The sequence below is a fragment of the Streptomyces sp. NPDC033178 genome, from assembly GCF_055577685.1.
The window spans coordinates 33,026-46,890 of sequence record NZ_JBVIPT010000023.1 but is presented as its reverse complement, the minus strand read 5'-3'; the positions used below and the strand labels follow the sequence as shown (position 1 = coordinate 46,890).

Here is a 13,865-nt window from a genome sequence, read left to right as displayed (position 1 = left end):
ACTCAGCCCGTCCGGCGTTTGAGGACGAGCGCGTTCAGCGCGATGTGGGGGTCTGGGGGCGGAGCCCCCGGAAAGGGACGGGAATGGGTAGGGGCGGCGGGGGCGAGATCCAGGACGGAGAGGTCGGGCGATGAGGGGTGGTAAGGCGGCGCGGAGCGTGTTGCTTCGGTGGGGGGTGCTCGCCGTGGTCGTAGGCGTCTGGCAGGCAGTCACCCGCACACACGACAGCGTCTATTTCCCGCCACCCTCGGAAATCGCCCGCCACACCCACGACCTGTGGTTCTCGGGCCCGCCCACCCACGCCTTCCTCACCCCGGAGGCCACCGAGAACATCCTCCCCAGCCTCGCCCGCATGACCACGGGCTTCGCCCTCGCCGCAGCCGCGGGAATCGCCCTGGGCACAGCCCTGGGCCGCTCCCGTCGCGCCTACGCCCTCTGCAACCCGGCCCTGCAGTTCGCCCGAGCCGTCCCACCCCCGGCCCTGGTCCCCGTCTTCGTCGTGATCTTCGACTTCGGCACCCAGATGCAACTCGCGTCGATCGTCTTCAGCGCCATCTGGCCCGTACTGATCAACACGGCGGAGGGCGCCCGCAACACAGACCCCCTACGCATCGACGTGGCGGCCGTACTGCGCCTGACCACGCCGCAACGACTCTGGCTCCTGTTCCTGCCCTCGGCCCTCCCGCGCATCTTCGCGGGCCTGCGTCTGAGCCTCTCGCTCTCCCTCATCCTGATGGTCTTCTCGGAGCTGCTGCCCGGCACGGCGAACGGCATCGGCTTCACACTCACCGACGCCCAGTCGCGCTCCGACCTGCTCACCGTGTGGGCCGCGCTGGTGCTCCTCGGCGCCCTTGGATACGTACTCAACACCGGCCTGTTGGCGGTCGAGAAGCGACTGCTGGGCAAAGGGAGGCCTGCATGAAGCCGAAGCCGAAGCCGGAGTCCGAGTCGAAGCCGGACGCGGGTCCGGCCCGCGCGGCGGAAACCGTCACCGTCCTGGAAGCTGTCATCCGGTTCTGCCGAGACACCGGCATGACCACCGTCTTCGGCAACCCGGGCTCCACGGAACTGCGCATGTTCCGCGACTGGCCCGACGACTTCACCTATGTGTTGGGACTACAGGAATCCGTCGCCGTGGGCATGGCCGCAGGACACGCACTGGGCACGGGCCGCGCCGCCCTCGTCAGCCTCCACTCGGCCGGCGGAGTGGGCCATGCCCTGGGCGCGGTCTTCAACGCCTACCGCGACCGCGTGCCCCTCGTCGTCCTGGCCGGCCAGCAGTCGCGCGCCCTGACCCAGCTGAGGCCGTTCCTCGGAGCCGACGACCCCGTACAGTTCCCGCGCCCGTACGTGAAGTCGAGCCGCCAGCCGGACCGCGCGGCCGACGTACCGGCTGTGCTCGCCGAGGCCCACCGCCTCGCCATGTCGCATCCGCGCGGCCCCGTCTTCGTGTCCGTCCCCGAGGACGACTGGGACCGGCCGGCCGCGCACGTCGAACCGCGCACGCTGCACGGCGCGTTCACCGCCGACGCGGGGGCCCTGTCCACCCTGGCGACGCGCCTGGACACCTGCGAGCGGCCCGCGCTGGTCGTCGGCCCCGGAGTCGACGACGAGCAGGCGACCGCCGAGGTCCGCGCCCTCGCCGAACGCACCCGCGCCGCCGTCTGGATGAGCCCGATGTCCGGGCGCTCCGGCTTCCCCGAGTCGCACCCGCTCTTCCAGGGGTTCCTGCCGCCGGCGGCCGACCGGCTGGCGGCCTGCCTGGAGGCGTACGACGTGGTGGTGGCCCTGGGGGCGCCCCTGTTCACGTACCACTTCCACACGGAGAGCCCGCCGTTGCCCGCGCGTACCGAGCTCTTCCACCTCGACTGCGACCCGGGGCAGGCGGCCTGGCTGCCGACGGGCACGAGCATCGTCACGACGCTGAAACCGGCCGTCGGCCAACTAGCCGCGCTGGTGCGGGAGTCGGACCGCAAACCGCCACCCTCCCGCCCGATCCCCCTCCCGGCGCGCGCCTCCGGCGAAGGCGACGGCGATGGGAACGGGAACGGGAACGGCGACGGCCCGATCACACCGGAGCTCGTACTCGACCTGCTCCAGGAGCGGCTGCCCCGCGACCGCGTCCTCGTGGAGGAGACGCCCAGCCATCGCGAAGCGCTCCACGCGCGCGTGCGGATCGAATCGGCGGGCGGGTTCCTCACCACCGGCAGCGGCGCGCTCGGCTGGGGACTGCCGCTCGCCGTGGGGCGCGCGCTGGCCGACCGGCGGCGGGTGGTGTGCCTGGTCGGCGACGGCTCGGCGCTGTACTCCGTGCAGGCACTGTGGACCGCCGCACGCCATCGGGCGCCCGTCACGTACGTCCTCCTCGACAACGGCGGATACGCCGCCGTACGCGCCCTCGGCCGCCGCATCGACATCGCACCCGTGCCCGGCACGGACATCGGGGACATCGACTTCGCCCGGGTGGCGACGGGCTTCGGCTGCCCGGCGGCGTACGTGGAGGAGTCCGCCGACCTCCCCGCCGCACTCGACCGCGCGCTGGCCGGCCACGGTGACGACGACGGGCCCTTCCTGCTCCACGTCCGGGTCGACGACGGCGCGTTCGACTCCGACTCCAGGGACAGGTGACCGCCCCGCATGCTCCGCCTCGACTCGCTCAGCCAGTGGTACGGCGACCATCCCGTGCTGCACGACATCACACTCACCGTGCCCGACGGTCAACTCCTCTGTGTCGTCGGGCCGTCCGGGTGCGGCAAGTCGACACTGCTCCGCACCATCGCGGGGTTGCAGCCCGTGCGGGAGGGCTCCGTCAGCGTCGACGGGGAGCCCGTCACCGGTGTGCCCGACCGGCTCGCCGTCGTCTTCCAGGACTACGGGCGGTCGCTCTTCCCCTGGCTGTCCGTCCGGGAGAACGTCGCCCTTCCCCTGCGTCGGAGGGGCCTCGGACGGGCCGAGCGGCGGGACGAGGCCGAGCGGATGCTGGAACGGGTGGGGCTTCCCGGCGCCGGGCGGCGGCATCCCTGGCAGCTCTCCGGCGGTATGCAACAACGCGTCGCGATCGCCCGCGCCCTCGTCTGCCGCCCCTCCCTCCTCCTCATGGACGAGCCCTTCGGCTCCCTCGACGCCCAGACACGCGAGGACCTTGAGGACCTCCTCCTTGAGGTGCATCAGGCCGAGGCCCCGACGATCGTGTTCGTCACGCACGACATCGACGAGAGCGTGTACGTGGGGGACCGCGTGGTCGTCCTCTCGTCCGGCCCCGCCTCCCGGATCGTCCTCGACCTCCCCGTCACCCTCCCGGGCAAGCGCGACCAGATCGCGACGCGGGGGTTGCCGGAGTTCGTGGGGTTGCGGGCGGAGGTGGGGAGGGCGGTACGGGGGTGAGGGGACGGGTGCGGGTGTGCTGTGGCTGGTAGCGCAGTTCCCCGCGCCCCTTTAAGGGGCGCGGGGAACTGCGCAGTCCTTAGCCCCTCCGGCGTTTGAGGAGCGGGGGTTCAGGGGCGGAGCCCCTGAGTAAGGGACGGGAATGGGTAGGGGCGGCGGGGGCGAAAGAAGCCCCGTCACCCCAGCCGGACGTCCTGCCAGACCATCCGATGGTCCGACGTCGGGACCACCGTCCCGTTGCCGACCAGCCGGTAGAGCGGATCGTCGGCCGTGGGCCAGAAGACCCCGTTGCCGACAGGGATCAGCCCACGGGACGGAATGACATGGTCGACGCGCAGATTGCCGGGCGAGGCGTCACCGAAGTCCGCCGTGTCGTACGCCGGGTTACCGACATGAGAGGCATTGGCACCCCCCTGAAGCCGCGAGGCCTCGACGCCACCACGAGAGGCGGGCGGCACGCCAGGCTCCCGCACAGCCGAGTGATCGAGGAGCTGACGCACCGCGTTGTCGTAACTGTCCCCGTCGAACGGATCGGCGTTGAGATCACCCGCGATCACGAACCGGGCCCCGCCCCGCAGACCGCCCCGTACCCCCCGGTCGTCGTACAGGTACGCCCCCCGCCGCCGCCCCCCGATGTAGTCCGCCCACAGCCGGATCTCGTCGTGGTTGCGCCGCCCGTTGCGGTCCTCGGCCCCGTCGAAGGTGGGCGGAGTGGGATGCGAGACGAGGAAGTGCACGGTGGAGGAGGAACCGTGGCCGAGCCGGACCGGCAGATCCCAGTGGCTCTTGGAGGACAGCCGCAGGACCGCCGTGGCCTCCGCGCTGTAGTAGCCCTCCGGCATGACGTTGCCCGGCATGTCCTTCCACAGGAAGCGCTGGAAGGTACGGGCCGCCCGGACGTCGATGGGGTACTTGGAGAGGACGGCCATGCCGTACTGGCCGGGGAACCAGCCGTACCCGAAGGCGTCCTGCCCGTACGCGTCGGAACCCGGCGTGGTGACGGCGCCGTTCCTGCCGTCGAGGTCCACCCCGGAGGCGACACCGGTGTTGACGGGCGCGGTGAAGCGGTACGGGAAACGCACCGGCTTCGCGCCGTTCTGGCCCACGGCCAGGTAGTTGCGGAGGAACAGCCGGACCGCGGTGCCGTCCTCGTCGTAGTCGAACTCGTTGATCAGCAGAACGTCGGGGTCGACCCGCTGGATCGTCTCGGCGACATTGCGGGCCTGCTGGTTGTCCGGCGTGGACAGGTCCGTGACGAGGGCGCCCTGAGTGCCGCGGTTCAGCGAGGCGTTGAAGGTGGCGAAACGGACGGCACGCCGGGACGAGCCTGCGGACGCGGACGCGGACGCGGAGGGGGAAGCGGAGGCGGAAGCGCCGAACGCCGTCGTGCCGGCCAGCGCGGCTCCGGTGAGACCGGCGAGCGCGGTGCGGCGGGAGAACGACGGGCGGTGCGGTCTGGGGTGGTTCATCGGTACTCCGGGGGAGGGAGGAGAGACGAGGAGGGCACGTGAACTCCCGTAGTCTGCGCGCGTAGATGCGGGTGGCACAAGGGTCTGCCGACGACTCGCGGACGACGGTGAAGCGGGGCTTTCGGACGGCCGACGCCCTGGTGTACGCACGTCGTACGGGTTCACCGCACACACTCTTGAGCCCGCCCGCAGGGCGCGGAACAGCACACCTTTCCCCGAACCGCCTCCCGACACTCATCCGTTCACGCGATGGTGCGATCATGTGCCGCCGTACGGATGCCTGTGGGAGGCCGCGGGTAGGGCCGGGCCATGACGCAGCCGTTCGAACTCCCGCACTTCTACATGCCGTATCCCGCGCGGCTGAACCCGCATCTCGACGAGGCGCGCGCCCATTCGAGCGAGTGGGCGCGCGGTATGGGCATGCTGGAGGGCTCCGGTATCTGGGAGCAGGCCGACCTCGACGCGCACGACTACGGCCTGTTGTGCGCGTACACGCATCCGGAGTGCGACGGACCGGCCCTCTCGCTCATCACCGACTGGTACGTGTGGGTCTTCTTCTTCGACGACCACTTCCTGGAGACCTTCAAGCGCAGCCAGGACCGCTCCGGCGGCAAGGACTACCTGGACCGGCTCCCGCTCTTCATGCCGCTCGACCTGTCGGCCCCCGTGCCGGAGCCGCGTAATCCCGTCGAGGCGGGACTCGCCGACCTGTGGGCACGCACGGTTCCCTCGATGTCCCTGGGCTGGCGCAAGCGGTTCGCCGAGTCCACCGAGCATCTGCTCAACGAGTCGATGTGGGAGCTGTCCAACATCAACGAGGGGCGGATCGCCAACCCCGTCGAGTACATCGAGATGCGCCGCAAGGTCGGCGGCGCCCCCTGGTCGGCGGGGCTCGTGGAGTACGCGACGGCCGAGGTCCCCGAACCCGTCGCCGGCACACGGCCGTTGCGCGTGCTGATGGAGACCTTCTCCGACGCCGTGCACCTGCGCAACGACCTCTTCTCCTACCAGCGGGAGGTCGAGGACGAGGGCGAGTTGAGCAACGGCGTGCTCGTCCTGGAGACCTTCTTCGGCTGCACCACCCAGCAGGCCGCCGACACGGTCAACGACATCCTCACCTCCCGGCTGCACCAGTTCGAGCACACCGCGCTGACCGAAGTGCCCGCGCTGGCCCTGGACAAGGGCCTCACACCGGACGAGGTCCGGGCGATCGGCGCGTACGCACAGGGGCTGCAGGACTGGCAGTCGGGCGGCCACGAGTGGCACCTGCGGTCGAGCCGCTACATGAACGAGGGGGCTCTCGCGACCTCACCGCTGAGCGGCCTCACGGGTCCCGGCACCTCCGCCGCCGACGTCGGTGCGCTGCTCGCCGCCGCCGGTGCCGAGCGACTGCGCGCGTACACCCATGTGCCGTACCAGAAGGTGGGGCCCTCCCAACTCCCTGATTTCTACATGCCGTTCCAGGTCCGTCTCAACGCCGATCTGGACGGGGCCCGGCAGCGCATCACGCCGTGGGCCCACAGCATGGGCATCCTGGAGGAGGGCGTCTGGGACGAGGACAAGCTCGCCGCCTACGACCTGCCGCTGTGCTCGGCGGGCCTCGATCCCGACGGTACGCCGGAGGCCCTGGACCTCAGCGCGCAGTGGCTCGTGTGGGGGACGTACGGCGACGACTACTACCCGATGGTGTTCGGGCACCGGCGTGACGTGGCCGCGGCGAAGCTGTGCACCGAGCGGCTCTCCGCCTGTATGCCCCTCGCGGGCGAGGAGATCCCGCCCCCGGCCAACGCGATGGAGCGCGCCCTCGCCGATCTGTGGCGGCGCACGACGGTCACGATGACCCCGGAGGCGCGCCGCACCTTCCGGGCCTCGGTGGACGTGATGACCGAGAGCTGGGTGTGGGAGCTGTCCAACCAGCTCCAGAACCGCATCCCCGACCCCGTCGACTTCCTGGAGATGCGTCGCGCCACCTTCGGCTCCGACCTCACCAAGAGTCTGTGCCGCCTGGGCCACGGCCCGGCGGTGCCTCCCGAGGTCTACCGCAGCGGTCCGGTCCGTTCGCTGGAGAACGCCGCGATCGACTACGGGATGCTCATCAACGACGTCTTCTCGTACCAGAAGGAGATCGAGTACGAGGGGGAGGTGCACAACCTGATCCTCGTCGTGCAGAACTTCTTCGGCTGCGACTACCCGACGGGACTCGGCGTCGTCCACGACCTCATGACCCAGCGGATGAAGCAGTTCCAGCATGTCGCGGCCAACGAGTTCCCTCTCCTCTACGAGGACTTCCAACTCTCCGACGAGGCCCGCGAGATCATGGAGGGCTATGTGGTCGAGCTGCAGAACTGGATGGCAGGCATCCTGAAGTGGCACTACGACTGCCGCCGTTACGGGGCCGCCGACCTGGCCCGCCGCGCCCACGGCTTCGTACCAGGACAGCTCCCGGGCCTGCCGGTCGCCACGAGCCGGCAGCGGGCGTCGATCGGAGCCCTCTGACGGGACCGCCGCCTCGCATCACCCGTTCGAGGATCGTGGCGTGCCGGTGCGGAGGGTAGGGCTCTGGCCGGAGGCGATCATCCATGGAACAGACTGCGTTGCGTCCCAAGCCGATGCCGGGCCGGGGGGGGGGGGGGGGGGGCCCCCCCCCCCCCCCCCCCCCCCCCCCCCCCCCGGTCCGCCGCCCGCACGCCGCACGCCGGCGCGGGCGACGGCTCATCACCCTGTTGTTCAGCCTGTTCGTCGGGGCGGTCCTCGTGCTGTCGGGGATCGGCCTCGGCACCGTGGGCGCCACGGTGATCGGGATGAGCAAGCTGGCCGACCTGCGGAGGGAGGCGGGTGGAGCGGGCGGCGCCCAGGGGGCTTCAGGCCCGGCGCAGGGGTCGGCGGAGGGTCCGGCGCAGGGATCGAAGCAGGGGCCGGGCGGCACCGAGTCGGCCCCGGGCGCGGGGAGTTCGGCCTCGCCGAAGAATCCGTCCCGGGATCCGCGGAACGACTCGCCCGAAGAGCGGCCCACCCTCGGCGTGGAGGCAGTCGACGCCCCCGACGGCCCGGGCGCGCTCCTCATCGGCGTGCACGTCCCCGGCCCCGGGTACACCGCGGGTCTCGTACGGGGTGACGTCCTGCTCGTCTTCGGCAGGACCCGTGTCGACTCGGCCGCCGACCTCGCGCGGGCCGTCGCCGCCGCGCGCCCCGGCACGGCGGTCACGCTCACACTGCGGCACGCGAGCGGCGGCTACCAGCAGTTGTCGGTGACCCCCGGGGTCGTCACCTGACGGGCCCCGGCGTCACACGGCCACACCGGCCCCGGCGTCACACGGCCACACTGGACTCGGCGTCACACGGCCACACCGACCCCGGCGTCACACGGCCACCCGGAAGTGGGTCGTCAACCGGCCCTCGTCGTCGAGCACATGAAAGGCGAATCCGGGAGGCGCCTCCCAGTCCGCCGCCCCCTCGCCCTCCCACGGCAGCCGCAGCGTCCACGTCACTCCGGGCCCGACGACCAGTGGCAGCCCGCCGAACGTCGTGGCCGCGGGCGTGTGGGCGTGCCCGGTGATGATCCCGGCGACCTCGCTCCTGCGCTTCAGCAGCGCGGCCAGCGCCGACGGCCGGCGCAGTTGGCACGCGTCCGGCAGCGGATGATGCAGCGCCACCGGCGGGTGGTGGAAGGCGAGCAGCGCCGGCAGTGTGCCGTCGAGTTCGTCGAGCGTCTCCTCGATCCAGGCGTACGTCTCCTCGTCCAGCTCTCCCTCGTCGCTGCCCGGCACGCTGGAGTCGCACATCAGGACGGCCGCGTCGTCGAAGACCCGCACGCTGTTGACCGGCCCGTCGCCCGCCGGTTCGCCGAGCAGCGCCTTGCGGTAGGGGGCACGGCTGTCGTGGTTGCCCGGACAGGTCAGTACGGGGAAGGGGGCGCCGCGGTCCCGCAGCCCCAGGATGCGCGCCGCCTCCTCGTACTCGGCCTCCGTCCCGTGGTCCGCGATGTCCCCGGTGACCAGCAGGGCGTCCACCGGGCCCGGCAGCTCCCACAGCCGGTCCCGTACCCGCTGGGCGCGCTCCGTCGCCCGCTCGGTCCCGTCGAGATGCAGGTCGCTGATGTGTGCGAGCACGAGCATGGTGGTTCCGCCTCCCCCAGGTTGCTACTTAATGGTCTGAACGCATCCAAGCATTAGAACTAATGGTTGGGCAATCGAGGATCGTTAAATGTCTTGGCCGCGCCCCCTCCACCGGGCCACGATGGGCCCCATGCTGAGCACCCTTCTCGCCTTCCTCGGCGCCTGCACCCTGATCGCCGCCTCGCCCGGACCGAGCACGGTGCTGATCATCAGGCAGTCCCTGCAGAGCAGGCGTTCCGGATTCCTGACGGTGCTGGGCAACGAGACCGGCGTCTTCGTCTGGGGAGTCGTCGCCGCGTTCGGCCTCACCGCACTGCTCGCCGCCTCCGAAATGGCGTACGACGTGATGCGCGTCGTGGGCGCCGTCGTGCTCGTCGTCTTCGGCGTACAGATGCTGTGGCAGGCGCGGCGCGCCAAGGGCGCCGCGGACGACGGCCTGGGTCGGAGCGGCGGGAAGAGCGGCTGGGCCTCCTACCGGACCGGGCTGCTGATCAACCTCGCCAACCCCAAGGCGGCGATCTTCGCGATGTCCTTCCTCCCGCAGTTCGTGCCGGAGGGTGCCCCGCACCTGCCCACCATGGTGGGGCTCGCCGCCCTCTGGGCGGTCTACGAGATCGGCTACTACGGCCTGTACGTCTGGTTCGTCGGCCGGATGAAGACCGTGCTGTCCCGGGCCGGTGTGCGGCGCAGGCTGGAACAGGTCTCCGGAGGAGTGCTGCTGCTCCTCGGCGCCCGCCTCGCCCTGGAGAGCTGATGCCGTCACCGGAAGGTGCTGTCGCGGAAGGCGCTGTCGTGAAAGTCGCGGTGACCGGCTCGCGCCGCCCCCGCTGTCCGGGCAGGATGCTGCCCGTAGCCCCTTTTGACCCACGGAGGCCCGGATGACCGGCACGCCCGCGCCCTTCACCGCCGACGACTACCAGGCGCGGATGGAGCGAGCCGCGCGGGCCGCCGCCGACGCGGGGCTCGCCGGGGTGCTCGTCGCTCCCGGCCCTGACCTCGTCTGGCTCACCGGCTACGCGCCGCCCGCGGCCACCGAGCGGCTCACCCTGCTGGTGCTCGCCGCCGGACAGGAGCCCGTACTCGTCGTGCCCACCCTGGAGGCCCCGGACGCCGAGAAGGCGGCGGGCGCGCCCGCGCTGACCCTGCGCGACTGGACCGACGGCAAGGACCCGTACGCGACGACGGCCCCGCTCCTCGACGCCGGGGGCCGCTTCGGGGTCAGCGACAACGCCTGGGCGCTCCACCTGCTGGGCCTCCAGAAGGCACTGCCCGGCACCTCGTACGTCTCCCTCACCGAGGGACTGCCGATGCTCCGGGCCGTCAAGGACGCGGCGGAACTGGAGCGTCTGACGGCGGCGGGAGAGGCCGCGGACGCGACGTACGAGGAGATCCTCAAGGTCTCCTTCGCCGGTCGCCGCGAGTCGGAGGTCGCCGGTGACCTCGCCGGGCTGCTGCGGCGGTTCGGGCACTCACAGGTGGACTTCACGGTCGTCGGGTCGGGACCGAACGGCGCCAACCCGCACCACGAGGCGGGCGAACGCGTCATCGAGAACGGCGACATGGTCGTCCTCGACTTCGGAGGACTGAAGCACGGCTACGGCTCCGACACCTCCCGCACCGTGCACGTCGGCGAGCCGACCGCCGAGGAGCGGCGGGTCCACGACGTCGTCCGCGAGGCCCAGGATGCGGCGTTCCGGGCCGTACGGCCGGGCATCGCCTGCCAGGACGTCGACCGGGTCGCCCGCGCGCACATCACCGAGGCCGGGTACGGCGACCGCTTCATCCATCGCACCGGGCACGGCATCGGCGTCACCACCCATGAACCGCCCTACATGATCGAGGGCGAGGAACAGCGGCTCGTGCCCGGGATGTGCTTCTCCGTGGAGCCCGGAATCTATCTGCCGGGCCGTTTCGGCGTACGCATAGAGGACATCGTGACGGTCACCGAGGACGGCGGACGCCGCCTCAACAACACCTCCCGGGAGATGGCAGTCGTGCACTGACCACCCCCAGGAGAACCGGACCCCGAACGGCAGACGGCGCGACCATGACCCAGGCAGCGACACCCACCGCGGACACCGTGCGACGCCTCGTCCGCTCCCTCCTCCCGGACGGCGGCGGGCCCGAGATCCGGCCCGTCGCCGAAGGCGGCGAGCACTCCACCTGGTTCGTGGGCGCACGCCATGTGCTGCGGCTCGCCCCGGACCGCGAGGCCTCCCTGCGCCAGCGGCGCGAACTGCGGCTGCGCGACCTGGTGCGCCCCCACATCGGCGTCTCCGTGCCGGTGAGCATCGCGCACGGCGAGTGGGCGAGCGGTCTGACGTACACGCTCGACACACTGATCCCGGGCGGCTCCGGCGAGCGGCAGGACGTCTCCGCCGTGGGCGAGGCCGACCTGGCGGGACTGCTCACGGGACTGCGCGAGGTGCCGGTGCGCCAGGCCGAGGCGTTCGGCGTGCCCCGGGCCGCGCCCCGGTCCCTCGAAGTGCTCCGGACCGCCGCCGAACGCGCCGCCGAACAGCTCGCCGCCGCCGACGAGTTCGACCCCGCCCGGCTCCACCAGCTGACCGCGCCCGCGGCCGGCCAGCTCGCCGCGCAGCCCGGCGCCGCCTTCCTCGTCCACCACGACCTCAAGGGCGAACACCTCGTGGTCAGCGCCGACGGGCGCGTACGAGGCGTCCTCGACTGGACCGACGCGGTGGTCGGCGACCCGGCCGAGGACATCGCGGGCCTCGCCCTGGCCGTCGGCGCCCCCGCCGCCGTCCGCGCGGCCACCCTCGCCGGTTATGGCGCCCGCCCGTGTCTGCGAGGCCTGTGGCTCGCCCGCTGCGACGCCCTGACCCGCCTCGCCGACCGCCTCCGGAACCAGGACGACAGCCCCTTGCCGCTCCTCCGCTCCCAACTGCGGCGCTCCTGGGAGGCGATCCTCCTGGAACGGGTCACGGAACTGCGGGACGAGACGGACGAGACGCTTTAGGCGGAGTTCGGGAGCTGGGCCGGGGGTGGCGCGCGTAAACGCTTGCGCAAGCGTTTACGTGACCCCGGCGCCGGGCGGGGCACCATTCCCGCCGGCGCCCCGCCCGCCGCACCCCCGTCACCCCTGCTGAAGCACCACGCACGACTCGCCCGGCAGGCTCAGTACCCCGTCCGCCCCCGGCACCTCCACCGGTTCCCACGCCGCCAGTACGCGGGCCTGCCGGGTGCCGAGGGGGATCGCCGCGGGGTCCTTGCCGAGGTTCACGGCCACCCGGACGTCACCGCGCCGGAAGGCGAGCCAGCGGGTGCGCTCGTCGAAGGCGACCTTGACGTCCGCGAGGTCCGGGTCGGAGAGGTCCGGCTGGGTGTGCCGCAGGGCGATGAGTTCGCGGTACCAGTCGAGCACGCGCGCGTGGAGCCCGTTCTCCGGCTCGGACCAGTCCAGGCAGGAGCGGTCACGGGTGGCGGGGTCCTGCGGGTCGGGGACGTCCTCCTCGGCCCAGCCGTGCGCCGCGAACTCCCGGCGCCTGCCCCGGCGTACGGCCTCCGCGAGCTCGGGATCCGTGTGGTCCGTGAAGAACTGCCAGGGCGTGCCCGCCGCCCACTCCTCGCCCATGAACAGCATCGGCGTGAACGGCCCGGTCAGCGTCAGTGCGGCCGCGCAGGCCAGCAGGCCGGGGGAGAGGGACGCCGAGAGCCGGTCGCCCTGGGCGCGGTTGCCGATCTGGTCGTGGGTCTGCGCATACCCCAGGAGGCGGTGTGCGGAGACCTTCGTGACGTCCAGCGGGCGGCCGTGACGGCGACCGCGGAAGCTCGAATACGTACCGTCGTGGAAGAAGCCGGAGGTCAGTGTCTTGGCGACCGAGGCGAGCGGGGACCGGCCGAAGTCCGCGTAGTAGCCCTGCGCCTCACCGGTCAGCGCGGTGTGCAGCGCGTGGTGGAAGTCGTCGTTCCACTGCGCGTGCAGGCCGAGCCCGTTCTCCTTGCGGGGCGTGATGATCCGCGGGTCCGCCAGGTCCGACTCGGCGATGAGGAACAGCGGCCGCCCCTGCTCCTCGGCGAACGTGTCCACGGCGGCCGACAGCTCCTCCAGGAAGTGGCACGCGCGCGTGTCGTGCAGCGCGTGCACGGCGTCCAGCCGCAGCCCGTCGAACCGGTAGTCGCGCAGCCACGCCAGCGCGCTGCCGAGCAGAAACGCACGCACCTCGTCCGAACCGGGCGCGTCCAGGTTCACGGCCGAGCCCCAGGGCGTGTGGTGCGTCTCCGTGAAATACGGCCCGAAGGCGGGCAGGTAGTTGCCGGACGGCCCCAGGTGGTTGTGCACGACGTCCAGGACGACACCGAGCCCCAGCTCGTGCGCCCTGTCGACAAAGCGCTTCAGCGCCTCGGGGCCGCCGTACGACTCGTGCACGGCCCACAGCGACACGCCCTCGTACCCCCAGCCGTGCCGCCCCGGGAACGGGCACAGCGGCATCAACTCGACGTGCGTCACGCCCAGTTCCACCAGATGCCCGAGCCGCTCGGCCGCCGCGTCCAGGGTTCCCTCGCGCGTGTACGTGCCCACGTGCAGCTCGTACAGCACGGCGCCCGGCAGCCCGCGCCCCGCCCACTCCGTACGCCACGCGTACCGCTCGTGGTCGACGACCGCGCTCAGCCCGTCGGGCCCGTCCGGCTGCCGGCGCGAGCGCGGATCGGGCAGTACGGGGCCGTCGTCCACCGCGAACCCGTACCGCGTCCCGTCCTGCGCCTCGGCCTCCCCCGTCCACCACCCCACGCGCTCCGGATCGGGCTCCAGCGCGCGCGTGGTGTCCGCGCAGTGGAGCGTCATGCGGTCGGCCTGTGGTGCCCACACCTCGAACTGCACGGACGGTTCTCCCTCGTCTGCTCACCGTGACGTCGCCGGTCCCATGGTGCGTCAAAC

At 71.9% G+C, this 13,865-nt stretch carries 11 protein-coding genes; 8 read left to right on the top strand and 3 right to left on the bottom strand.

The genetic code is table 11. The features are described 5' to 3' along the window. Nucleotides 1-157 precede the first annotated feature (157 nt). The 3 genes from ACZ5VQ_RS41400 to ACZ5VQ_RS41390 are packed head-to-tail and all read left to right on the top strand — an operon-like array spanning nucleotide 158 to nucleotide 3,384. Nucleotides 158-922 carry an ABC transporter permease gene (locus ACZ5VQ_RS41400; protein ID WP_469109515.1) on the top strand — a complete coding sequence of 255 codons (765 nt, stop codon included), beginning with the start codon at nucleotides 158-160 and terminating at the stop codon, nucleotides 920-922. Continuing rightward, a complete protein-coding gene (mdlC, locus tag ACZ5VQ_RS41395) occupies nucleotides 919-2,628 on the top strand; it encodes a benzoylformate decarboxylase (RefSeq protein ID WP_469109514.1) in 1,710 nt (569 codons plus the stop codon). Before ACZ5VQ_RS41400 ends, mdlC begins: the two co-directional genes overlap by 4 nt. Before the next feature lie 9 nt (nucleotides 2,629-2,637). Next, entirely contained in the window at nucleotides 2,638-3,384 is a 747-nt protein-coding gene (locus ACZ5VQ_RS41390; RefSeq protein WP_469109513.1) for an ABC transporter ATP-binding protein, read from the top strand. A 176-nt stretch (nucleotides 3,385-3,560) separates the two neighbouring features. Here ACZ5VQ_RS41390 and ACZ5VQ_RS41385 read toward each other — a convergent pair whose 3' ends face one another. Continuing rightward, nucleotides 3,561-4,853 (bottom strand): endonuclease/exonuclease/phosphatase family protein, encoded by a 1,293-nt coding sequence (locus ACZ5VQ_RS41385; RefSeq protein ID WP_469109512.1) that lies wholly within the window; start codon nucleotides 4,851-4,853, stop codon nucleotides 3,561-3,563. 309 nt (nucleotides 4,854-5,162) lie between these two features. Here ACZ5VQ_RS41385 and cyc2 point away from each other — a divergent pair, with 309 nt between their 5' ends. Then, complete coding sequence (gene cyc2 / locus ACZ5VQ_RS41380; protein WP_469109511.1) at nucleotides 5,163-7,349, top strand: germacradienol/geosmin synthase Cyc2; 2,187 nt, start codon at nucleotides 5,163-5,165, stop codon at nucleotides 7,347-7,349. Between the two features lie 227 nt (nucleotides 7,350-7,576). Then, nucleotides 7,577-8,125: a PDZ domain-containing protein gene (locus ACZ5VQ_RS41375; RefSeq protein WP_469109510.1), complete on the top strand. Its 549-nt coding sequence runs from the start codon at nucleotides 7,577-7,579 to the stop codon at nucleotides 8,123-8,125. An 87-nt stretch (nucleotides 8,126-8,212) separates the two neighbouring features. Here ACZ5VQ_RS41375 and ACZ5VQ_RS41370 read toward each other — a convergent pair whose 3' ends face one another. Further along, nucleotides 8,213-8,968: a phosphodiesterase gene (locus ACZ5VQ_RS41370; RefSeq protein ID WP_469109509.1), complete on the bottom strand. Its 756-nt coding sequence runs from the start codon at nucleotides 8,966-8,968 to the stop codon at nucleotides 8,213-8,215. A 130-nt stretch (nucleotides 8,969-9,098) separates the two neighbouring features. Here ACZ5VQ_RS41370 and ACZ5VQ_RS41365 point away from each other — a divergent pair, with 130 nt between their 5' ends. From ACZ5VQ_RS41365 to ACZ5VQ_RS41355, 3 genes are all read left to right on the top strand, one after another. Then, nucleotides 9,099-9,722: a LysE family translocator gene (locus ACZ5VQ_RS41365; protein ID WP_469109508.1), complete on the top strand. Its 624-nt coding sequence runs from the start codon at nucleotides 9,099-9,101 to the stop codon at nucleotides 9,720-9,722. 124 nt (nucleotides 9,723-9,846) lie between these two features. Then, a complete protein-coding gene (locus tag ACZ5VQ_RS41360; RefSeq protein ID WP_469109507.1) occupies nucleotides 9,847-10,971 on the top strand; it encodes an aminopeptidase P family protein in 1,125 nt (374 codons plus the stop codon). Between the two features lie 44 nt (nucleotides 10,972-11,015). Beyond that, a complete protein-coding gene (locus tag ACZ5VQ_RS41355) occupies nucleotides 11,016-11,945 on the top strand; it encodes an aminoglycoside phosphotransferase family protein (RefSeq protein WP_469109506.1) in 930 nt (309 codons plus the stop codon). A 117-nt stretch (nucleotides 11,946-12,062) separates the two neighbouring features. On the opposite strand, the gene treZ is transcribed toward ACZ5VQ_RS41355, so the two are convergent. After that, nucleotides 12,063-13,808, bottom strand: coding sequence for a malto-oligosyltrehalose trehalohydrolase (gene treZ, locus ACZ5VQ_RS41350; protein WP_469109505.1), 1,746 nt, complete (start codon nucleotides 13,806-13,808; stop codon nucleotides 12,063-12,065). Between the last annotated feature and the right edge of the window lie 57 nt (nucleotides 13,809-13,865).

What these genes read in the sequence shown, in the direction of transcription:
- mdlC (WP_469109514.1), top strand. Translation starts at nt 919, where the DNA reads ATGAAGCCGAAGCCGAAGCCGGAGTCCGAGTCGAAGCCGGACGCGGGT.
- ACZ5VQ_RS41390 (WP_469109513.1), top strand. Translation starts at nt 2,638, where the DNA reads ATGCTCCGCCTCGACTCGCTCAGCCAGTGGTACGGCGACCATCCCGTG.
- ACZ5VQ_RS41360 (WP_469109507.1), top strand. Translation starts at nt 9,847, where the DNA reads ATGACCGGCACGCCCGCGCCCTTCACCGCCGACGACTACCAGGCGCGG.
- ACZ5VQ_RS41385 (WP_469109512.1), bottom strand. Translation starts at nt 4,853, where the DNA reads ATGAACCACCCCAGACCGCACCGCCCGTCGTTCTCCCGCCGCACCGCG.
- cyc2 (WP_469109511.1), top strand. Translation starts at nt 5,163, where the DNA reads ATGACGCAGCCGTTCGAACTCCCGCACTTCTACATGCCGTATCCCGCG.
- ACZ5VQ_RS41370 (WP_469109509.1), bottom strand. Translation starts at nt 8,968, where the DNA reads ATGCTCGTGCTCGCACACATCAGCGACCTGCATCTCGACGGGACCGAG.
- ACZ5VQ_RS41355 (WP_469109506.1), top strand. Translation starts at nt 11,016, where the DNA reads ATGACCCAGGCAGCGACACCCACCGCGGACACCGTGCGACGCCTCGTC.
- ACZ5VQ_RS41365 (WP_469109508.1), top strand. Translation starts at nt 9,099, where the DNA reads ATGCTGAGCACCCTTCTCGCCTTCCTCGGCGCCTGCACCCTGATCGCC.